Annotated in this window: 15 protein-coding genes; 12 read left to right on the top strand and 3 right to left on the bottom strand. The window is 35.2% G+C overall.

What is annotated here, in order from left to right; translation table 11 throughout:
• The first annotated feature begins 2 nt into the window (after nucleotides 1-2).
• From ACTJIP_RS19600 to ACTJIP_RS19625, 6 genes are all read left to right on the top strand, one after another.
• Nucleotides 3-1,190, top strand: a complete 1,188-nt coding sequence (locus ACTJIP_RS19600) for a glycosyltransferase family 4 protein (RefSeq protein ID WP_077418802.1) — start codon at nucleotides 3-5, stop codon at nucleotides 1,188-1,190.
• A 3-nt stretch (nucleotides 1,191-1,193) separates the two neighbouring features.
• Nucleotides 1,194-2,429, top strand: coding sequence for a glycosyltransferase (locus ACTJIP_RS19605; RefSeq protein ID WP_440704979.1), 1,236 nt, complete (start codon nucleotides 1,194-1,196; stop codon nucleotides 2,427-2,429).
• A gap of 79 nt (nucleotides 2,430-2,508) precedes the next feature.
• Nucleotides 2,509-3,756 carry a glycosyltransferase family 4 protein gene (locus tag ACTJIP_RS19610; RefSeq protein ID WP_175627283.1) on the top strand — a complete coding sequence of 416 codons (1,248 nt, stop codon included), beginning with the start codon at nucleotides 2,509-2,511 and terminating at the stop codon, nucleotides 3,754-3,756.
• Entirely contained in the window at nucleotides 3,756-4,895 is a 1,140-nt protein-coding gene (locus ACTJIP_RS19615) for a glycosyltransferase (RefSeq protein ID WP_077418799.1), read from the top strand. The genes ACTJIP_RS19610 and ACTJIP_RS19615 overlap by 1 nt, the downstream gene beginning before the upstream one ends.
• Nucleotides 4,874-5,776 (top strand): glycosyltransferase family 2 protein, encoded by a 903-nt coding sequence (locus tag ACTJIP_RS19620; RefSeq protein ID WP_228408897.1) that lies wholly within the window; start codon nucleotides 4,874-4,876, stop codon nucleotides 5,774-5,776. The genes ACTJIP_RS19615 and ACTJIP_RS19620 overlap by 22 nt, the downstream gene beginning before the upstream one ends.
• Nucleotides 5,769-6,653 carry a hypothetical protein gene (locus ACTJIP_RS19625; protein ID WP_077418798.1) on the top strand — a complete coding sequence of 295 codons (885 nt, stop codon included), beginning with the start codon at nucleotides 5,769-5,771 and terminating at the stop codon, nucleotides 6,651-6,653. Before ACTJIP_RS19620 ends, ACTJIP_RS19625 begins: the two co-directional genes overlap by 8 nt.
• 55 nt (nucleotides 6,654-6,708) lie before the next feature.
• On the opposite strand, the gene ACTJIP_RS19630 is transcribed toward ACTJIP_RS19625, so the two are convergent.
• On the bottom strand, nucleotides 6,709-7,674 hold the full coding sequence (locus ACTJIP_RS19630; RefSeq protein ID WP_077418797.1) for a glycosyltransferase family 1 protein: 966 nt from the start codon (nucleotides 7,672-7,674) through the stop codon (nucleotides 6,709-6,711).
• 306 nt (nucleotides 7,675-7,980) lie between these two features.
• Nucleotides 7,981-9,369, bottom strand: coding sequence for an MAC/perforin domain-containing protein (locus ACTJIP_RS19635; protein WP_440704980.1), 1,389 nt, complete (start codon nucleotides 9,367-9,369; stop codon nucleotides 7,981-7,983).
• A 440-nt stretch (nucleotides 9,370-9,809) separates the two neighbouring features.
• Between ACTJIP_RS19635 and gltX the strand changes: the two genes are divergently transcribed.
• Both gltX and ACTJIP_RS19645 read left to right on the top strand, forming a co-directional pair.
• Nucleotides 9,810-11,318 carry a glutamate--tRNA ligase gene (gene gltX / locus ACTJIP_RS19640; RefSeq protein WP_180564707.1) on the top strand — a complete coding sequence of 503 codons (1,509 nt, stop codon included), beginning with the start codon at nucleotides 9,810-9,812 and terminating at the stop codon, nucleotides 11,316-11,318.
• Nucleotides 11,319-11,367: 49 nt separating this feature from the next.
• Nucleotides 11,368-12,324 (top strand): acetyl-CoA carboxylase carboxyltransferase subunit alpha, encoded by a 957-nt coding sequence (locus ACTJIP_RS19645; protein ID WP_047385949.1) that lies wholly within the window; start codon nucleotides 11,368-11,370, stop codon nucleotides 12,322-12,324.
• Nucleotides 12,325-12,380: 56 nt separating this feature from the next.
• Here ACTJIP_RS19645 and ACTJIP_RS19650 read toward each other — a convergent pair whose 3' ends face one another.
• Nucleotides 12,381-13,166 (bottom strand): DUF6759 domain-containing protein, encoded by a 786-nt coding sequence (locus ACTJIP_RS19650; protein ID WP_077418794.1) that lies wholly within the window; start codon nucleotides 13,164-13,166, stop codon nucleotides 12,381-12,383.
• 145 nt (nucleotides 13,167-13,311) lie between these two features.
• Between ACTJIP_RS19650 and tsf the strand changes: the two genes are divergently transcribed.
• The 4 genes from tsf to ACTJIP_RS19670 all read left to right on the top strand — a co-directional run bounded on the left by tsf (nucleotide 13,312) and on the right by ACTJIP_RS19670 (nucleotide 21,855).
• Complete coding sequence (gene tsf, locus ACTJIP_RS19655) at nucleotides 13,312-14,136, top strand: translation elongation factor Ts (RefSeq protein WP_047385945.1); 825 nt, start codon at nucleotides 13,312-13,314, stop codon at nucleotides 14,134-14,136.
• Between the two features lie 388 nt (nucleotides 14,137-14,524).
• The gene (locus ACTJIP_RS19660) at nucleotides 14,525-17,347 is read left to right on the top strand and encodes a gliding motility-associated C-terminal domain-containing protein (RefSeq protein WP_077418793.1); all 2,823 of its coding nucleotides are present in this window, start codon (nucleotides 14,525-14,527) and stop codon (nucleotides 17,345-17,347) included.
• 114 nt (nucleotides 17,348-17,461) lie between these two features.
• A complete protein-coding gene (locus tag ACTJIP_RS19665) occupies nucleotides 17,462-20,860 on the top strand; it encodes a T9SS type B sorting domain-containing protein (RefSeq protein ID WP_440704981.1) in 3,399 nt (1,132 codons plus the stop codon).
• 200 nt (nucleotides 20,861-21,060) lie between these two features.
• Complete coding sequence (locus tag ACTJIP_RS19670; RefSeq protein ID WP_219071845.1) at nucleotides 21,061-21,855, top strand: hypothetical protein; 795 nt, start codon at nucleotides 21,061-21,063, stop codon at nucleotides 21,853-21,855.
• Nucleotides 21,856-22,139 lie beyond the last annotated feature (284 nt).

Consider the following 22,139-nt stretch of genomic DNA (forward strand, 5'->3'; position numbering starts at 1 on the left):
AAATGGGAATCTTAAAAAAAATAAAAAAACACTTCGAAAGAAAAGAAAAGCTCAAATATCTTCAATCTAAGGATATAGTCAATATCAATCTGTTTGACGATTCCAAAAAAACAATTCTGTTTGCTTCAAGAGATTTTCCTGCCCATGATAAAGAATCCGGGGCTAACAGACTGAAAGAACTCATATTAATCTACAAAGAATTAGGATACAACTGCATTTTATTTGCTCCTCATATTTTTGAAGACGATTCATATGTAAAGTTTTATCAGCAGCATGATGTTATCGTGTATATAGAGAACAATAAATATAAGAATATCTATGATTTCCTGTCTTCCTTTAAAAAGGTAGATTATATTTGGTTTAATGGGCCCCTTGCCCTGAATCTGTTTTACAAAAAAATGAAGGCTCTTCTCCCTTCTACCCGATTCATTTATGATATGGTGGATATTCATTTTTTAAGGTTTAAAAGAGCGATTGAACTGGAACCAACCCGTATTTCTTTAAAGAAAAATTACAAGCATTTCTTCCGCCTGGAAACGGTTGTTGCACCACAGCTGGACTACATTATTGCCATCTCGGATAAAGAGAAAGAGATTATGAGCCAGTACGCGGATAAAAATAAGATCATTACCATATCGAACATTCACTATCCTAAAATTGATATTTCAGAAAGGAAGAACTTTAGTGAAAGTAAAGGAATCACCTTCATCGGGTCTATCCATGAACCGAATATTGATGCGGTAAAGTTCCTTTATGAAAAAATAATGCCCATTGTCTGGAAAACAAATCCTGAACTGGAAGTAAGTATCATTGGAAATGTTTCCGAAAAATTGGACCTTAAACTATATCCTAAGTTTAAATTTTTAGGGTTTGTAGAAAGCATTGAAGAGCATTTCATGAATTCTAAAATCATGGTGGCTCCTTTACGGTTTGGGGCTGGGGTAAAAGGAAAAATAGGGCAAGCCTTTGAATACTTTTTCCCGGTGGTTACCACAGACATTGGTGCTGAAGGGATGAAGCTTACAGATAAAAAAAATGTATTGATTGCCAATGACGAAAACAGTTTTGCAGAAGCAATCATTCAGCTGAATACTAATGAAGAACTTTGGAATACATTAAGCCAACATTCTGTGGACAGTCTGAGAGCATTTTCACCGGAAGAAGTAAAAGAAAAACTTAAAACATTATAATCCATGTCATTAAGTGTAAATTACCATGGTTTTTTTGACGGAAATTTTGGAATTTCTGAAGCAACCAGACTGAATGCCTTAGCATTGGAAACAATCGGTATCAAAGTAAACCGGATTAATTATTCCAGCGAAACTTTTGAGAGAATTGATACAGGTTCCGAAACATCATCTTCGACTAATGTTTTCCACATTAACATCAATTTTATTAACAATTTTTTCTCTAAGAATCAGGATCTGAATCTTAAGGATCATTATAACATTATTTACTGGGCCTGGGAATTTCCCGAAGTTTCCGATAAAGTTGTCGAAATATTAAATGTTTTTGATGAGCTTTGGGTTCCAAGTGATTTCTGTGTCAATATATTCACAAAATATACGGGAATTCCGGTCATCAGATTTTCTCACCCGATTCAAAAGATGGCAGAATCTAAGGATTTTGAACTGAGCCAGTATACTATTTCTTCAGATTCAAAGATCTATCTTACGATTTTTGACTCTTTGAGTACGACCATCAGAAAAAACCCGGAAGCGACACTTGAAGCTTTCACAACGGTTTTCAAAGAGGATAAAAACAGTGTTCTTATTGTAAAAACACACAATCTTGAAAGAAGCAAAGATGCTCAGAAAGCTTTGGAAGCCTACAATAATATCCAGAACGTGGTTATCATTAATGAACATTTTTCAAAGGAAAAGCTGCATTCTCTGATTCAGCAGTCTGATGTTTTGATTTCTCTTCATGGTTCGGAAGGTTTCGGGCTTACAATGGCAGAAGCCATGGCTTATGGAAAAATTGTAGTCGGAACCGGTTATTCCGGAAACCTTGATTTCATGAATGTAAATAACAGTTTTCTCATTCAGTATGATTTCATCAAAACCTCCAATACAAAAGGATTGATCGACGAAGGTTTAACACTTGCTAAACCAAGTCTGAAAGATGCTGTTGAAAAACTCCAATACATCAAAAACAATTTTGATAGCCTGACCTCAATGAGAGAAAAGGCAAAATCACAAATCGCTGAGAATTTTTCTATCCAGTCTATCGGGGATTTATTCAAAATAAGACTGGGTTTCATTGATGGTTTTGGTAAAAAAGAAAGCAGCGGAGGCAGTGATGTAAATAATGTTTTCTATTTGAGCGAAATTGAAAGATTAAACACCAGAGTCAATTATCTTGAACGTACTCTTTATAATAAAATAAGAAAAAAAGTAAACGCGTTTTTTAAAAAAGGCAGAAAATAATTTTATTTGGTTAATTTTCCGGGCCGTCATCCAATGGACAGGTCTATAGATTAATAATGAAATAATAATCATGTTTCATATGAAAGACAAAATTGCAATAGTAGTCCAAAGATATGGATTGGAGATCAACGGAGGCGCAGAGCTTCACGCAAGATTACTAGCTGAAAAATTATCTGCCATCTATGATATTGAAATTATTACAACCTGTGCTATAGAATTCGAACGTTGGGATAATCATTATCCGGAAGGAATTGAAATCATCAACGACATTAAAGTAAGAAGATTTAAAACTTTAAAAAAAGACTTAAAAAAATTCAACGAGCTAAGTAAAATAGCTCGTAACTTATATAAGTATTATAGCAGAAAGCTAAGTGTTCTAAACTTCCCTTATTTGCTTTATAAGAGATTTAAATACAACAAAAAAGATTTTAATTTCAATGAATGGTTAGAAGTACAGGGACCCTACTCCAATGATTTAATTCAATTTATAAAAGACAAAAAAGAAAATTATAAGGCTTTTATTTTCTTCACCTATTTATACCACCCTACCAATATAGGTATAAGAGAAGTTGCTGATAAAAGCATTCTCATTCCTACGGCACACGATGAGCCTCAGTTTTATCTTGATGGCTATTCTCAATTGTTTTCTCTTCCAGAATTCATCATGTATAATACTCAGATTGAAAAGGATTTTGTGGAGAAAGTTTACCCTCAGGCCCAAAAATTAAAATCTGAAATTGCAGGAATTGGTTTCGATGATTATGACGTTACATCAGGCACATTACCGCAGGATCTTTATCAGAACAAATATTTCATTTATATTGGAAGAATTGTTGAAGACAAAGGCTGTGTCATGATGATTGAATATTTTAAAGATTTTAAAGAAAAAAAACCTGAATATCGCGATATAAAGTTAGTTTTGGTAGGTAAAAATTCTCTTGATGAAAAAATAACTCAGGGAGATGATATTATCCTGACAGGATTTGTAGATCATGAGCTTAAAAATGCGTTGCTGGCAAATGCAAGTGCACTTATAATGCCTTCGTTTTATGAAAGTCTGTCATTAATTACATTAGAAGCCATGTTACTGAAAGTTCCTGTCATTGTAAACAAAAACTGTGAAGTACTGTATTCGCATATTGAAAAGAGTGAAACCGGGAAAAGCTTCACAGACAGTAATGAATTTTCCGAGGCTCTGACTTTTTACTTACAGCAAACACAGGAAAATCTGATTTCAGAGGGTAATAAAGCAAAAGATTACGTCTTGAAAAACTATTCATGGGACACTATTATCAATAAATTTAATTCAGCCATCAAATCTTTATAATGAAAAGAAAAATTCTATTCTTTTTCCCTGAAAATCCTTTTTCAAACAGGGCCGGAAATACCACAAGAGCAAAAACGACTCTTACTGTTTTAAAAAATCTGGGTTATAGTATTGATCTGGTGGGGGCTGCTGAGATTTATAAGGGACAAAACGACACTACGGAAATTGATAAAAGTATTGTTGACAATCTGTTCTTAATCAATCAGAAACCACCGAAAATAAAAACGTCATCAGATTACTGGAAATACAAAATATCAAAATTTTCTAAAAAATCTAATGAGTATAACCACTTATTGACAGATTTTGCAAAGAAAGAATTTACGAATATCTTCAATAAAGAAAAATATAATGCCATCGTCATCAATTATGAGTTCTGGGCCGGATTAATTGATAATGAGTCTATGAAAGATACTTTAAAAATCATTGACACTCATGATTGGATTACACTCAATGAATTCTACAAAAATAAATCATTAGATATTGGAAAGCGCTTCAATGAGGAGATAAATAACCTTTCAAAATTTGATAAGGTGATCACCATATCAGAAGATGAACATCTTGTTTTTAAAAGATTTTTAGGAGAAAAGGTAATCAATATTCCTCCTTCTTTCACCCCTCATTTCGAGAAAAATGACACTGATAAAAAGTATGATTTAATTTTTGTGGGGTCTGAAAATATTTTCAATATACAATCAATGCAATGGTTTTTTGATCATGTATATCCATTACTTCCCAAAAACATTCATATGGTAATTATTGGAAGGATATGCAAACACTTCCAAGAACGGGAAGGGGTCAAATTGGTAGAATTTGCAGAAAATTTAGAAGAATATTACCACCAGTCGAAAATTGCAATTTGCCCGATGCTGGAAGGTACGGGTATCAAAATAAAAGTAATAGAAGCATTATCTTACGGTCTTCCTGTTGTAGGAACTGAAAGAGCTATTGATGGCTTTCCGTCAAAAATTTCAAATGGCTGCTTAGTAACTGACAATCCGGAATTTTTTAGGGATCAGATAATGTCTTTACTACAAAATGAATCTTCTTATCAGGAAATGAAAATACAGGCTGAAGTCTATTTTAAGAATAATTTTTCTGAAGAAAAAGCGATAGAAAAATGGAAAAACATTTTACATTAATGGATGATTTAGCAATTATCATATTGAATTACAATTCTTTTGATGACACCAACAGGGAAGTTAATTCATTATTAAGCGAAGGAATTTCTCAAAAATCTATTTATGTAGTAGATAATAATTCAAAAGACAGGAAAGAAATTGAGAAACTGGGATCTCAAAAACACATAGACTATATTTTAAGTGATTATAATGGAGGTTACGCTTTCGGTAATAATCTGGCCATAAAAAAAGCGATAGAAGACGGTAAGAATTATTTTTTATTATTAAATCCGGACATTGAAATATCGCGTAGTACGATCTGCCAATTATACAAAGATTTAAAAGAGCTTCCAGATATTGGAATAATAGGTCCCCGCATCTGCTACAGAAACATTCGTGACAGAATATTTTCAGACGGCGGACTGCTATTCCCTGAAGAGGGTTTTCAGGGTGGACATACCAATTCTGAAAAGGATAAGAATCATGTAAATGCTCCTCATTATAACTACAACATACAATATGTAGATGGAAGTGCATTAATGTTCAGAAAGGAAATATTAGATGATGTGGGTTTAATGAATACCCGTTTTTTCATGTATTATGAAGAGTCTGAATGGTGTCTGCGCCTCCTTAGGAATAACAAATGGAAGATTGCGGTGAATACCCAATGTGAAGCTTTCAACCTTGCCAGTGATAAAGGCAGTTTTTACGAATATTATATCACCAGAAACCGAATCTGGATGTGCAGATTATACGATGGAAATATAAAATATGTAACCAAAGAACGATGGAAATTCGCAAGGAAAGCACTTAAAAAAGGAAAATTTTCTATGGCGAAAGCATACATTAAAGGTATATTAGACGGTCTTTATTCCAATTTAGAGAAAATAAAAAATGAGTAATAAAAAAAATATTATTAAAGTAGGATATCTTTTATCGTATGACTACTCTTACATCTTTACATCTCTTCAGCATATTTATGAGCATGCAGACTGTATCGTGATAAGCTATGATGCCAATAATAAAACATGGGCGGGAAATGACATCCATATTCCTGAAAATGTTTTTAGTGATATCAAAAAATTGGATATTAAGAATAAAATCATCTTTTATAAAGACACTTTTTTTATTGAAGGTATGCAGCCGATGGATCTGGAGACCAGACAAAGAAATATGATGGCTGAAAAGATGGGGTCTGCCGGATGGCATATCCAGATGGATGGTGATGAATATGCCTATGATTTCAAGGTATTAGCTCAGTTTTTGAAAAAAAATAAATTCTTATTGAAGAATCCAGCTAAAAATCCTTTTAATTTTCAGGTAAACTTCGTTACATTATTCAAACATAATACTGAAGGTTTCTTCGTTATTACACCTTTTGATGAGAAGTGTATGCTTATTACAAACTATCCTAAATATGAATATGCCAGAAATACCAATAAGGGAAGAATTCTCCCATTAGATTTTTATTTAATTCATCAGTCCTGGGCGCGTGAAGAAATGGAAATTTCAGAAAAGATCAATAACTGGGGGCATAAAAATGATTTTGACACTTCAAAATTTTTAAATTCCTGGAAAGAGGTCAATTCTGATAATTACAAAACATTCATAGATTTCCATCCATTATATAAAGGGATCTGGAAAGAACTTTCTTTTTTCCCGGCAAAAAACATTGATGAATTTATTCTGTCCTTTTCTAAGAAATATCCTCAGCAAAAACTCAATCTGAACTTATCTTTCACAAAAAAAATAAAGATGAGAATTAAAAGCCTTTTTTAATTCCTTCAGACCAAAAATATAAAGGCTAATGTTGTTGTAACACTAGCCTTTTTTATTATTTGATAAAAACATTCTCAAATTTCTCCATGACTGTCCGTGGATTGAAAAGTTCAGAATAACAATCCCAGTTTTTATCAGGATCCGGTTCAAAATTATTCAGAATCTGCAGGATATCTTTTTTATCGCTGTATAAGAACGCTTTATCTCCCAAAATCTCAAGATGTGACTTTTCATCAGATCCGGACCATGTTATAATAGGTTTATTTTTAATGGAAAACTCGCCTACCGCCATTCCGAAACTCTCTCCCTGTCTACGGGCATGCAAAAATGCATCAGAAGTATTAATAAATTTCACTTTTCTTTCAACATCTGTTGTAGGAGGAAGGAAAATAATATTCTTGTAAGACCTGAAAAAGTTTCTCTTTACAAATGCATCGGTTCCCATAAAAACAAAATATATATTTTTATTTTTCAGGGCTGTTTTCTTTACAGCATCCATTACGAAATCTATATCAAAAGTTTCGGTTCCTCCGTATCTTGCAAATACCACAGCATCTTTCGGAATATTCAATTCGGCCCGAAGATCACCTCCTATTTCAGGAAGATCTACGATATGAGGAACAAAAGGAAGCTTTCCATCACTCATGGTTTTTGCCAGCCATTCGGAGACATATGCGTAGACATCACCGTAAGGCTCATTATACTTAAAAACCGCATGAATAACCGTTTTAATAAGATCTTGTGGGGTATCCGTTTCCTTTTCACCAGATTTTATCGCATAAAAAAGATCAGCATTTGATTTCTTAATAAGAGCATCTCTTTCCTTTATATCACTATATCCAACAACATTAAACCTCTTTTTAAAACGCCCGATAGCTTCTTCTGCATTATTCGGACTATTTTGGGGATAAAGAATCATTGATTCATTGCCAAGCATTTCCTCATTATAATAAGCGTAATCAAAAAGGGCATTGGAAGTCCCTCTATAACATAATTGATTTTCGTGGAAAATAATTTTCATTTGTTAGTAAATAAGTTAAATTATTTAGCTTCTATCCTATTCAATGACAGAAACAGGAATACGATAATCTTATTTCTGTAGTTTCTGACACAGATTTCATCTGTAAAGACAAAATGCTCTTTCATTGATAAACTAAACTTATAAGGTACAAAAATACATTTTTAATGATAAGACTGCCGGAAATATTCTTTCAGTGTTCCTAATATCAACGAAAATATTTTACAAATATTTATTTTGGTTTTTCGTTGTATAAAGAAACCGTCTCAAAGCTGAGACGGTTTTTTGTAAAATATTAATATTATCTAGTTAGTATGCGTAGAATTCAATTCCTTCAGAAACATAACCAGAAGGTCTTACACTTGATCTTGAATAATAATGATCTTTCCCATTCCAATATCTATAAATAGGAACTGTATTAGGCTGTTGAGTAGCAAAAGCATTAAACTCAATTCCCTCATCTACATACCCCTGATAATATCCAGGAGTTTTTGTATAGTAGTGATCTTTCCCATTATAATATCTATAAACAGGAACTGTATTTGGAGCTTTATATAAGAATGCGTTGAACTCTGTTCCTTCATAAGAATAGCCACTGTAGCTTCCCTGAGTTTTTGTATAATAATGATCTACTCCGTTGTAATATCTGTATACCGGAATGGTATTGAATTCCATATAAACTTTATTGTCTATCAGATACTGATCTACATAAGCCTTAAGCTGAGCTTTTTTAGCAGCATCTTTCACTAAGTCATAGATAATAACCAATCCGTTGTTTCCGAAATCTACCAAAACAGAATTGCTCGTATTAGAGCTGTTCTGCCAGTTGGAAAAGTTGATTTTTGGATTTGACATATCAAGATTCAGTTCTCCTAATAACCCTTTTGATGGATCTCCTCCTCTTGTTTTAAAGGATAATTTTTTAGAATAGTTCATAGAGGATTCTGAAGTATTCACATCATTGGTTACATCTACATCAAAGATATCTTTCATTCCTACTTTTACTCCAATTCTTGCAGCACGGTCACGGCTCTGGCTTCTTGTTTCCGCCTGGAATAAAACATCAAGTTTTGCTCCTGTATAGATATCAAGTGTTACGTGAGTTCCATAGTCCTGTACAATTTGTTGTGGCGTTTTTGTCTGCAGATCCTGAACAAATTCTGGAGTAAGATAGTCTCCCAACATGTCTGTAGTTGCATTGAATCTTACTCTTTTTTGTTTAATGGTAAGGTTATAACTTCCGTAGATGTATTTTCCTTCAAACTTATTGTTTGTAGTTACTGCAGAGTTAAATCCTACTGAAAGTGTTTTCTTGAATAATGGAATACCGGCAGTAACATTCACTTTGGTTGAAACCATTTTAGAATATGCCTCAGCATTTTCACCATATTCTTCAGTATATTCCTGTGAGAAAGTGTTTTCGCTGATCAATCTGTTTGTCTGCTCCACTTTAAAACGATCAATATCAATCACTTTAAAACCAGCTGCAGTTGCATTGGCATATTCACCGGCAACATTATAACCATGCCCTAAGACATCGTAAATTCCATCTCCTGCAAATTTGGCTGCTGATAATCGGTGATTAGCTTTTGCCGCCGGGCTTTCAGGTGTTGCCTCATTGCTCAGTTCTTCCGTTGAACATGAACTCATGAAAAGCATCAGTAAACTACTGAAGCAAAATAAAATTTGTTTTTTCATAGTATTAATTAAAAGTTTCCGGCAAATATAATATTCAACACTTAGTGAAAAAAGGAATCACACAATGATATATATCATTATTTAGTGAATTCAAATATGGTTTAACACACCATTAATAAAGAAACAATATATCATTTATTTGTGATTTAATAACAAAAACAAATTATAAAAACCAACTTTATTACATCCATTAGAAGACACAAACATTAATATAATACTTTTCCTTTATGAGCTTAATTTTCATAATATGATCAGTCATACATGATCCTCCATGAATTAAAATCATAATCCGAAATAATAAGATTGAAAGCTTTAAAACAGTATTTCACGAAAATCCGCAGAAATAAATACAAAAATTGGAATTAAAAAAAAGAATACCAGGTCATAAATCACCTCTTAAACGCATAATTTTAAGTAAATTTGCAAAAATTAAAATTGAAATGGAGAAAGTAAGAGTACGTTTTGCTCCAAGTCCTACAGGACCATTACATTTGGGAGGCGTAAGAACCGCATTATATGATTATCTTTTTGCTAAAAACCAGGGAGGGGAATTTGTATTGAGAATTGAAGATACAGATACTGCCAGATATGTGGAAGGAGCTGAAGAATATATTGAAGAAGCTTTGGAATGGTGCGGAATCATCCCGGATGAAAGTCCTAAGAAAGGAGGAAAATTTGCTCCTTACAGACAGTCTGAAAGAAGAGACATCTATGACCGCTATACGGAGCAGATTTTAAAAACAGATTATGCTTATATTGCTTTTGATACTGCAGAAGAACTGGATGCCATTCGTGCACAATATGAAGCCAAAGGTGATGTTTTCTCATATGACAATAAAACAAGAAACGGTCTTAGAAACAGCCTGACACTTTCTGAAGAAGAAGTTAAAAAACTACTAGACGAAAAGACTCCGTATGTCGTAAGATTCAAAATGCCTGTTGACAGAGTATTAAATCTTGAGGATATCATTCGTGGAAAATTCTCTGTAAATACAAATACTTTAGATGATAAAGTTTTGGTAAAGAATGACGGAATGCCGACTTATCATTTCGCCAACATCATTGATGACCATGAAATGGAAATCTCTCACGTCATCCGTGGAGAAGAATGGCTGCCATCTTTAGGACTCCACACTTTATTATATGAAGCAATGCAGTGGGAAGCACCACAGTTTGCACACCTTTCTTTAATTTTAAAACCTGAAGGAAAAGGAAAACTAAGTAAAAGAGATGGAGATAAATTTGGATTTCCGGTATTCCCGCTTGACTTCAAAGATCCAGCTACTGGCATAGTTTCCAAAGGATACAGAGAAAACGGTTATCTTCCTGATGCTTTCATCAATATGGTAGCATTATTGGGATGGTCTCCGGCAGATGATAAAGAAATTCTTCCTTTAGAGGAAATGATTAAGGAATTTGACCTTCATAAAGTACATAAAGCGGGAGCAAGATTTAGTAAAGAAAAATCGGAGTGGTTCAACCATCAGTATATTCAGATGAAATCTGACGAAGAGCTTCTTCAGATATTGAAAAACACAGCTATTGATTTTGCAGGAGCTTCTGATGAAAAACTGTTGAAAGTAATTCATCTGATGAAAGAAAGAGCAACTTTCCCTAAAGACATCTATGAAAACGGAAAATTCTTCTTTGAAGCTCCGGCTTCTTATGATGAAAAAGCATCTAAAAAAGCATGGAATGATGAAACATCTGCAATTTTAGCAGAATTGGCATCAGCTTTTGCATCTACAGACTTTACTTCAGAGACATTGAAACATACAATGCATGATTTCGCGGAAAGCAAAGGACTGGGTATGGGTAAAGTAATGATGCCGCTACGTTTGGCTTTAGTAGGAGAATTAAAAGGACCGGACGTTCCCGATATCCTGGAAACCCTTGGTAAAGAGGAAAGTACCTCCAGAATAAGCAATGCTATAAATAATTTTAAATAGAATAACCATAATTTTTCATACATTTGAAAGATTTAATTTACTTCAAGAAATGGAATATTTAAGTTTCGAACTTCCTATCAAAGAATTGATGGATCAATACCAGACGTGTTCTTTAGTAGGAGAAGAAAGTGGTGTTGATGTAAAATTAGCATGCAGCCAGATTGAGGATAAGATTTTAGAAAAGAAAAAAGAAATCTATGGAAATCTTACACCTTGGCAAAGAGTACAACTGTCCCGTCACCCGGATCGTCCTTATACATTGGATTATATCAACGGAATGGCAGACAAAGGCAGTTTCTTAGAACTTCATGGAGATAGAAATTTCGCTGATGATCCGGCAATGATTGGAGGATTGATTACCCTTGATGGTCAAAAAGTAATGATCATAGGGACTCAAAAAGGAAGAACAACTAAAGAAAGACAGTACAGAAGATTTGGGATGCCAAATCCTGAGGGATACAGAAAAGCTTTAAGACTAATGAAGCTTGCTGAAAAATTCAATATTCCTGTGGTAACTTTGGTAGATACACCGGGAGCATATCCAGGATTGGAAGCTGAAGAAAGAGGACAGGGAGAAGCTATTGCAAGAAATATTTTTGAAATGGTTCAGCTGAAAACTCCTATCTTCACTTACATCATTGGAGAAGGTGCCAGTGGTGGTGCATTAGGAATAGGTGTTGGAAATAAAGTGTATATGTTGGAAAATACATGGTATACTGTAATTGCACCGGAAAGTTGCTCTTCTATCTTATGGAGAAACTGGGATCACAAGGAAGATGCAGCCAATGCATTGAACCTTACTCCAGCAGATGCCTTAAGAGAAAAGTTCATCGACGGAATCATTGAGGAACCACTTGGTGGAGCTCAGTATGATCAGGAGACTACCTACCTAAATCTGAAAAATTCAATTTTACAAAACATCAAAGCTTTCTCCAAATTTACAGGACAGGAGCTTGAAACCCAGAGACAAGATAAATTCATTGCGATGGGTCAGTTTAAAGGATAAAAATAAAAAGGTTAAGAATTTCTTCTTAACCTTTTTTACTTTAGCTTTCTTCTATTCTAATCTGCAACATTAAGTGCTATTTCAATATCCTGGCTAATCTTTTTCAAAGCAGAATATTTGGCATCACATACCATTGTTGTCATGACATACTCTCCTTTATCTACCAGAATAAAGTTCTCTCCTTTTGCAGGAACACTCAGATTATAATATTTTTTACCGCTTATCTTTACAATAAGATTGCAGGTAGATCTGTTTTTAATATTGATATAAGCTTCATTTTTGCTAGTGTCATTATTAAAAAGATGGGTAAGCATTGCTGCTGTTCTTTTATTTTCTTCACTTGGGCCTGCTTTAGATGCTCCTGTAGAAGTACCGGCACTTTTTGCTGAGCCGGCAGAACCTACCGATGCAAACGTAGTTGTTCTTCTTTCTTCTTTTAAAGCTTCAATAGCAGCTGCTGTATTATTAGAAACAGGCTTGCCATTCGCTGTATAAGTTTTATTTGCAGCAAGTGTTTTACCGCTGTTTAACTCATTATTCTTAACGATATTTTCAATTTTTTCTTTACTGATTGGTCTAATTGTAGGTTTTGCTTCCGGAGAATTACCTGCCATAATAATATCAATAAGTTTTCTTTTAAAATAATCAGTTTTAGCATGTCCAGGATTCTGCTTCAAAAAGCCTGCAATTACTCTGGCTTCTTTTGAAATCTCAGCTTCCTGCTCTGTATAGATAATTACAGTTTCTTTTTCAACAACAGCTTTAGATTTTGTTTTTTTCTTTTTTTGGGAAAAACCAAGTGAGAAAATGCATATAAATAGAAGGAATAAGATTTTTTTCATTAATCAAATCTTTAAAATAGTATTAAATATATTAATAACGTGAAAAGTCATTTTTTAGTTTATCATTAAAATCATTATCTTTGCACTGCTCTAAATTTAAGCTAAAAATTAATACTAATCTTAAATAAAAAAAATAATAGATATTATGTCTTATACACCAGCTGCTGCAGACGTAGCAAAATTGAGAAACCAAACAGGTGCAGGTATGATGGACTGCAAGAAAGCTCTAGTTGAAGCTGAAGGAGACTTCGAAAAAGCGGTAGATATCCTTAGAAAAAAAGGACAAAAAGTTGCTGCTAACAGAGCTGACAGAGAATCTGCTGAAGGTGCAGTAATCGCAAGAGTAAACGAAGACAACACTTTAGGTGTAGTTATCTCTCTAAACTGCGAAACTGACTTCGTTGCTAAAAATGAAGCTTTCATCGAGCTAGCTTACGAATTAGCTGAGATGGCTATCTTCGCTGCTACTAAAGAAGAGCTTTTAGCTACTGATTTCCACGGAATGACTGTTGCTGAGAAATTAGTAGAGCAAACAGGAGTTATCGGTGAGAAAATCGAAATCGGATCTTTCGAAAGAATCCAGGGAGATTTCTTAGGAGCTTACATCCACGCTGGAAACAAAATCGCTGCAATCTCTTCTCTTTCTGCTAAAGTAGACGGAGCTGACGAAGCTGCTAAAGCTGTTTCTATGCAGGTTGCTGCTATGAACCCAATTGCTTTGGACGAAACAAGAGTTTCTCAGGAGACTATTGATAAAGAATTAGAGATCGAAAGACATAAACTTACTGAAGAAGGTAAGCCTGCTAACATTATCGACAATATCCTTAAAGGTAAAATGCAGAGATTCTACAAAGATAACACTTTGGTACACCAGGACTTCATTAAAGACGGAAGTATCTCAGTTGCTGATTATGTAAAATCTGTAAATGCAGATCTAAAAGTAACAGGATTTGTAAGAGTAAGCCTATAAGCTTATTATCTTCAAAAAAATATTGAATCCCGGTGAATTTCACCGGGATTTTTTTATTCACAAAACCCTTCAACTACAATATTACACAGACTGATATCGGGCGGAATTAAGCAGAATCTCACCATTGAAGCTGCTGGCCGGTAAAGAGCATCCATTTATAAGCCTTTCTGATAAAATTGTATTCATCGGAAAACCGAATAAAATAAGTCCTAATAAAGAGATATATTTACATATTATCAGACAGACTGATTTGAAATCGAATTACCAGTTTCATATTCAAGATGGCATTTATTTAAAAATTGGTAATATTTTTTTAACATTTATTTACATTTTATTAAAAGTATTTCATTTTTTATTTTAATTTTGTAGAAATCCTAATTCCATACACATGAAAAGATTTCTACTCAGTTTGGTATTAATTTTTTTTACAATTAATACACTCTTTGCACAAAGGGATACCGAGCATTGGATTGCTCCTTATTATGACAGTGTCGGAGGGTATAACAATATGCTATACCTATCCACTGATTCACCAACTCCCATTGATGTAACCATTTACAATAATAACGCCGTAGTTACTACGGTTACCATCAGTAAAACTAACCCACAAACCTATAAGGTTACTAACAGCCTTATTTCTACAGGTACCTCTACTGATGCATTCAATGTGGGCAATAAAGGACTTTATCTAAAAGCAGCAAAACCTTTCTACTGCAGTTTAAGACTTGCTCAAAGTGTTCACGGGGAAGTAATCACCAGTAAAGGAAGGGCAGGAATTGGAAAAACATTCTTTGTTGCTACTGCTCCCAATACCAATACCAGCAGTATTCAAAACTTTACAGCAGGTGTACTTGCCACTGAAGATAATACCAATGTAACCGTTTCATGGAACCCTACTGCCGGAGTAGTTTTTATCAATGGAACTCCTACTGGTAACACTCAATCTTTTACATTGCAGAAAGGACAATCTTTCATTCTTGCAGGATCCGGAACTCAGTCTGCAAACAAGACAGGCTTTATCGGTGCAAAAATAGTTGCTGACAAACCGGTAACACTTACCAACGGAAGCTGTAATGCTAACTTCTCCACTGCCCCTTCAGGAAGTGATCCGGTTCTGGATCAGTCTGTACCTGTTGACAGGCTTGGAAATACTTTTGCAATGGTAAAAACAAGGTCTACTGCTCCTAACCTAAATATGGAAGGAGGGCTTATTGTTGCCACTGAAGATAATACTGATGTGTTTTTAAATGGAGGTGGTACTTCTGTTGCGACACTTGCTGCCGGAGAATGGTACAGAATAAATGAAACCAGCTATGTGGCTCAAGGTACTTCAGGGCATTCAAATATGTTCATTTCTACTACTAAAAATGTATACCTATACCAATTTATTGGAATTATGGGAAGTGATGCTACGAACGGATTCAACTATATACCCCCATTGAACTGTTTCCTTCCGAGAAAAATTGATGAAATCGGAAAGATCAATGAAATGCCTATTGGTACAGGAGGAGCCAGTGCTGTTCAGGATATTATTGTAAAATTAAATATTTTAACAGAGACAGGAGCAACAGTAATGGTAAATGATAACCCAGTTGCAGCGACAGACGGCCCCTATCCGGTAGCAGGAAATACTAACTGGGTAACGTATGGGATCACCGGAGTAACAGGAAATATTAAAATTACTTCTACAAAGGCTGTAACAGCAGGTATCAACGGAGGATTTAGTTCCGCAGGATACGGAGGTTACTTTGCCGGATTCTCATCTATCCCTGTAATTGCTAAAAAGACAGGTGAATGTGTACCGGGAATCGTTCTTGAACTTGATGATGGGTATGAAACATACCAATGGTACCGTGACGGAGTAATTATTCCGGGTGCAACTTCTTATACCTATACTCCTACACAATCAGGAAATTACACCGTAAAAGTAACAATGGGAACATGTCCTCCTGTGACAACTCCTATCTATAAAGTACAAACCTGTTTAAAGGAAACAACTCAAGCGCTTAATGCTTGTTCTACTAAAATTATTACCCCTGCGTTTACTTCGTCAACACAGACTGTGGTACCGACTACCGTAGTAATTTTAACTCCTCCTACAAAAGGAACAGCAGTGGTTAATCCAAACGGAACAATCACTTATACCCCAAATCCTGGATATTTAGGACCTGATAAAATAGTTTATAAATTCTGTGGAAACTCAGTTGAGTTTACAGATTGTGAGCAGATAACACTAAACCTTACTGTAGTACCATTCATTGTAACGGATACTTCTATTAAGGCATGCTGGTATGATGTAGCTCCATACGCTTATTTTGATCTTACGAAAGCTAAAGTAACAGATTATAATGCCGTTACTAAAAAATACTACCGTACTCTGAATGACCTTACTGCAGGTATCAATGAAATCACAACACCAGATAACTTCCCTTCAACAGGAGGATTTGTATATGTGAAAGTAACAACTGCTGAAGGATGTACAGCAAATGCAAAAATCGAATTAATTGTACTTCCAATCAAAAAATCTCCGATATTGGTAGATCAATATATCTGTATGGATGCTAAAACCAACCTGGATGCTGGTTCCGGATATGACTCTTACCAATGGAGCACAGGCGCTACCACTTCAGGTATCAGAGATATAGGTGTTGGAGAATACACGGTAATACTTGGTAAGAACGGATGTTTCCTTACTCAGACAGTAAAAGTTAAAAAAGTTGAAGATCCGGTAATCCAAACGATTGAGCTCAACAACAATACCGCAACAGTAATTGTAAGCGGAGGTAAAGCACCTTATAAATATGCCGTTGACGGAACTGCTAACTGGCAGGATTCAAATACCTTCACAGGCTTAACAAGAGGACAACATACTTTCTATGTAAAAGACTTCTATAACTGTACTCCTACTGAGGTAGAAATTACAGTTCCTAATCTATTGAATGCCATTACTCCTAATGGAGATAACGTAAATGACTATATAGATTACAGTGAGCTTGCTTATAAAGAAAACCTAAGTTTTGTAGTATATGACAGATATGGAAATATGGTATTTACCGGAAATAAATTCAACAACTACAGATGGGACGGAAAACACTTTGATAAGAAACTTGGAACAGGAACATATTGGTATCATATCAACTGGACTGAATCCAATAAAGAAAAGACTCCAATAAAATATACAGGTTGGATTCTTGTTAAAAACAGAGAGTAATAATTAGTTAAAACCATAATGGTAAGCCACGATTTCATAATCGTGGCTTTTTTATTACATTTTCAAGCATTTAATACTTTTTATTATTAAATTTGTGATAAATACTACTACTGAATGAAGAAAATTCTATCTTTTTTATTTATATTTTATATTTTCACCTCTGCTTTTGCCCAATTGGACCGAGAGCATTGGTTTTCTCCGATGGTAGACAGGACCGGCGCTCCCAATCCTTATCAGAAACTGTATTTATCCACCAGCAGAACAACTCCTTTTCCTGTAAATATTTATAACAATAATGTTCTCATCGGAACGGTGAACATCAGTAAAAATAATCCACAGAAATTCGATGTACTAAGGAATTATATAATTACCACACAGCAGACGGATTTATTTACCCCTACAACCAAAGGGTTATATCTTAAAGCAGAATTTCCTTTTTATGCCAATTTAAGGTTCTCGGTATTCAACCACGCAGAAATTATCACTTCCAAAGGGATTCCTTCCACAGGAAAAACATTTTATGCAGCCTCCGCTCCTATTACGGTGAGCAACAATATTCTGAACTTCATGACCAGTGTACTGGCAACTGAAGATAACACAACCGTTACTATTTCCGGATACACCCCTGCCGTTCAGTTTTCTAATGGAACAACAGGAGCCACCAACCCGACAATGACTTTCACTTTAAATAAAGGGCAGTCTTACATCATTGACGGAATGGGGGATATAGCAGGAAACTTTGATGGTTTCATCGGCTCTAAAATTATTTCAAACAAACCTGTCAATGTTACCAATGGAAATTTTAACGGGCAATATGCAGGAAATTTCCCCTCCAGTTCTGATATTTTAATGGACCAGGCAGTACCTGTCAACAGGCTTGGAAATGAATTTGCCCTTGTAAAAGGTAACGGCCCGCTTGGTTCCAATATGGAAGGCGCTGTTGTTATTGCTACAGAGGACAACACTCAGATCTTTGTCAATAATGAAATACCTCCCGTAGCTACCATTAATGCAGGAAAATACTTCGTTATTCCTGATTCCAAATATATCCTTCAGGGAAACGGACATTATAATTTATATCTAAAAACATCAAAAAATGCTTATGTCTACCAGATTTTAGCCGGAGATTCAAATTCGGGAAATGAAACGGCTACCGGAGGATTCAATTTCATTCCGGCTTTGAACTGCTACCTTCCGAAACAGATTAATGAACTGGGACTTATCAATGAAAATTTTGTTCATTCCAATGGTAATCCCGGCGGTATTCTGAACATCCCAACAAAACTAAATCTTATAACAGAAAGGGGAGCTATTATTACAGTAAATGGAGCCAATCCTCCTGCGGTAACAGGTCCTTACAATATGACCGGAACTACCAACTGGGTTACTTATGGAATTCCCAATGTGACGGGTACTATTACTGTGGTTTCAAACAAGGCCATTATGGCAGGCATAACTGCCGGAAGTGATGCCGTAGGATATGGAGGTTTTTTCGCCGGTTTTCCTACGCAGCCCGTTATCTTACAATCAGGCGACGGCTGTATTCCTGGTATTGTTCTTACTGTGGATCCACTTATCTATGACACTTATCAATGGTATAGAAACGGCACACTTGTTCCGGGAGCTACGGCATCTTCAATTACCCCTACACTACCCGGAAATTATACCTGTTCTGTAACAATGGGAAGCTGCGCACCTTTAATTACTGAAAAATTTAAGGTTCTGAATTGTACAAAACTCAGCAATGCTTCCTACAATGTATGCACTTCACAGACTATAACACCGGCCTTCAGTACTTCATCACAAACTCCTGTTCCTGGCACGGTAGCGATTACAACAGCTCCTTCTTTGGGTACTGCTGTGATAAACCCTGTTACAGGAATCATTACTTATACTGTAAATACTCCCGGTACATCAGGAACAGATACATTCACTTATACATTCTGCGGAAATGATCCGGACTTTCCGGATTGTGAAACAATAACAGTTACCATCAATATTCAGGCGCTTACAGTAATGAATACAACATTATTTGCCTGTGATATCAACGGACAGGGAACATTCAATTTGACGACAGCAAATATTACTAATAACTCCCCCGTTACAATTACTTACTATCCGACTCTTCTGGATGCTCAGAATGAAAATACCGCAGCATTGATCACCAATACTACAGCTTATCCTGCACCTAATGGAACAATCATATATGCTGTTGTAAAGAACAATATTGGATGTAAAAGTATCGCGCAGATCACATTGTCTCTTTACAATAAAGCGATTGTCCTGGACAACTACAATGGTATTTTCTGTGATGATAACCTGGACGGAACTGTTACTCTCATCCTTTCCAATGTCACTCCTATTGTACTTAATAATCCTAATTATTTTACCAATGTAAGATATTATGCAAATCTGGCGGATGCTAACGCAGGAAACAATAATACTCTTCCTAACAGCTGGAGTTATATCGCAACAACTACCATTTACATCAGAGTAGATTCTCCGGATGGCTGTGCTTCTGTGATCAAGCCTTTACAGTTCAGTATCGGAGCTAAAGTAACATTAATTACCAAAACTGTTACGGAAAGTGTTTGTGATGATGACCTGGATGGAATAAAAAGTGTGAACCTGGCTCAGTTTATCCCCCAGTTTACTTTAGATCCCAATGTTACTTTCACTTTTCATGCAACCTTGGCGGATGCTCAGAATAATGTGAACATCGTTTCATCACCTGTTAATATTACAAATTCACAAACCTATTATATCCGTTTTGAAAAAAATGGGGTTTGTCCGGAAGTAGGGACTCTTAAAATCAACATTAAAATTCCTAAAAAGTCGGATGTATTACAAGATAAAGCCATTTGTCCGAAAACCACTACCACACTGGATGCAGGACCTGGCTTTGAAAGATATTTATGGAGCACGGGAGCTACTACCCCTTCCATCACCAATGTTGCCCCTGGAAGTTATTGGGTAGAGCTTACCTTCAATGGCTGTGTTTACAAACAATATGTGAATGTTACAGAATTGCCGCTTCCTATGATTACATCTATTGAAATTGATGGTACAACGGTAAAAGTCGGAGTAAGTGGTGGTACCCCGCCTTATGAATATTCTTTGGATGGTGTGGTATGGCAGAGTTCCAATGTATTCTACAATGTACAAAGAGGAGCACACAATGTATTTGTAAGAGACTCTAAAATGTGTGAAGAAGTAAAGAAACCATTTGCCATTATTAACCTGATCAACACAATTACTCCGAATGGAGATGGTTATAACGAAGGAATAGACTATTCTGCTTTAATGGCCAATGATAATCTTGTATTCAGGATCTTTGACCGGTACGGTGCGGAAGTCTTCAGAGGAACTCCTGAAAACAGATACACCTGGGACGGAAGGATAGGTGGAAGATATGTCCCTACAGCAACCTATTGGTATTTTATCACCTGGACAGAGTATGGTTCTTCCCTCACTGTAAAATATTCAAGCTGGCTGCTTGTAAAACATAGGTAAAAAAGAAGCCGGAAGAAAGAAAGCTGAAAATTCAGCTTTCTTTCTTCCGGCTTCTTTACTTATATACACACTTTTTTAAGGCAACTGTAAATTTCTAACAGTCCTTAACAGTTTAATGTTAAAGTTTAATATAACTTTAACCACTATTCTTCATCTAACTAGACAAAATTGCTATATTTCTATGTAATTTTGCGCATTATATGAAGAAACTGTTTACTCTACTGCTATTGGTTTTTCTGGCAAAAATTAATGCTCAAATATATTCCGGAGAGGTATTTCTGAGAGACAACTCTATTTTATATCTCAATCAGGTATATGTCACTAACCTAAATACCCAGAAAACCGTTCTTACGGACTTTAATGGTAATTTTAATATCCCTGCCAATACCGGAGATGTGATCCGGTTTACTTCTATTGTTACGGAAAGAAAAGATATTAAGCTCACGCCTCAATCTATGACACAAAAAAATCTGGTTGAGCTAAAAATTGCGTACTATGAAATTCAGGAAATTGTACTCAGCAGGTTCAAACCTACCGGAAACCTTCGGTATGATGTCAATTCTTTAAGAAAAGAAGACAAAGCACATGCTCTTAAGAAAGTAATCGGGCTTCCGGAACCCAAAGGTGACGGAACTCCTCCTGAACTTCCTGTTGCCGGATTGCGAGATGGCGGGCTTACCTTCAGTCTTGAAAGTATCTATGATATTCTTTCCGGTGAGAGAAAGAAAAAACAGCGTTATCAGGAATACGAAAGAATGAACAGTTCCGTTACACAGATCAAAAACTATCTGGGGAAAGATTATTTCACAAGGTTTAAAATTCCTGAGAATTTAATTGATAATTTCCTTCAATTCGTTTATACTTCTGAAAATATTCAGGCTTATGTATTGGCCGGAAATTTTGAAGCCGTAAAGATTCCTATTGAAAAATATCTGCCAATCTATCAGAAGAGACTTAGAAGTTCACATCTTCAGGAAGTTGTAAGCAGTAATTAAAGAAATAATTCCAATATATATAAATAATCCATGTCTTTCACATGGATTATTTTTTTTGAAATAAACAGAAATTCCGTGGTATAACCCTTCCACACTACATCCGATACAGATTATTCAACTTTTATTACATATCATTCTTCAATATTCAAAAATATGTTTAATTTTATCTCACAAACAGGTGTTTAAAAATAAAAACACTTGTATTTCGTTATCCAAATAAAAACTAACCAACCCAAAACGCAAATTAAGAGAGAAGCACCTATTTTTTAACTTAATATTAATTA

Source organism: Chryseobacterium sp. 22543, from assembly GCF_052044565.1.
GTDB lineage: Bacteria > Bacteroidota > Bacteroidia > Flavobacteriales > Weeksellaceae > Chryseobacterium.

Bases quoted from the DNA above. Each gene is read 5' to 3' on its own strand.
- ACTJIP_RS19665 (WP_440704981.1), top strand. From the start codon at position 17,462: ATGAAGAAAATTCTATCTTTTTTATTTATATTTTATATTTTCACCTCT.
- ACTJIP_RS19630 (WP_077418797.1), bottom strand. From the start codon at position 7,674: ATGAAAATTATTTTCCACGAAAATCAATTATGTTATAGAGGGACTTCC.
- gltX (WP_180564707.1), top strand. From the start codon at position 9,810: ATGGAGAAAGTAAGAGTACGTTTTGCTCCAAGTCCTACAGGACCATTA.
- ACTJIP_RS19645 (WP_047385949.1), top strand. From the start codon at position 11,368: ATGGAATATTTAAGTTTCGAACTTCCTATCAAAGAATTGATGGATCAA.
- ACTJIP_RS19660 (WP_077418793.1), top strand. From the start codon at position 14,525: ATGAAAAGATTTCTACTCAGTTTGGTATTAATTTTTTTTACAATTAAT.
- ACTJIP_RS19635 (WP_440704980.1), bottom strand. From the start codon at position 9,369: ATGAAAAAACAAATTTTATTTTGCTTCAGTAGTTTACTGATGCTTTTC.
- ACTJIP_RS19650 (WP_077418794.1), bottom strand. From the start codon at position 13,166: ATGAAAAAAATCTTATTCCTTCTATTTATATGCATTTTCTCACTTGGT.
- ACTJIP_RS19600 (WP_077418802.1), top strand. From the start codon at position 3: ATGGGAATCTTAAAAAAAATAAAAAAACACTTCGAAAGAAAAGAAAAG.
- ACTJIP_RS19605 (WP_440704979.1), top strand. From the start codon at position 1,194: ATGTCATTAAGTGTAAATTACCATGGTTTTTTTGACGGAAATTTTGGA.
- ACTJIP_RS19620 (WP_228408897.1), top strand. From the start codon at position 4,874: ATGGAAAAACATTTTACATTAATGGATGATTTAGCAATTATCATATTG.
- ACTJIP_RS19610 (WP_175627283.1), top strand. From the start codon at position 2,509: ATGAAAGACAAAATTGCAATAGTAGTCCAAAGATATGGATTGGAGATC.
- tsf (WP_047385945.1), top strand. From the start codon at position 13,312: ATGTCTTATACACCAGCTGCTGCAGACGTAGCAAAATTGAGAAACCAA.
- ACTJIP_RS19625 (WP_077418798.1), top strand. From the start codon at position 5,769: ATGAGTAATAAAAAAAATATTATTAAAGTAGGATATCTTTTATCGTAT.
- ACTJIP_RS19615 (WP_077418799.1), top strand. From the start codon at position 3,756: ATGAAAAGAAAAATTCTATTCTTTTTCCCTGAAAATCCTTTTTCAAAC.
- ACTJIP_RS19670 (WP_219071845.1), top strand. From the start codon at position 21,061: ATGAAGAAACTGTTTACTCTACTGCTATTGGTTTTTCTGGCAAAAATT.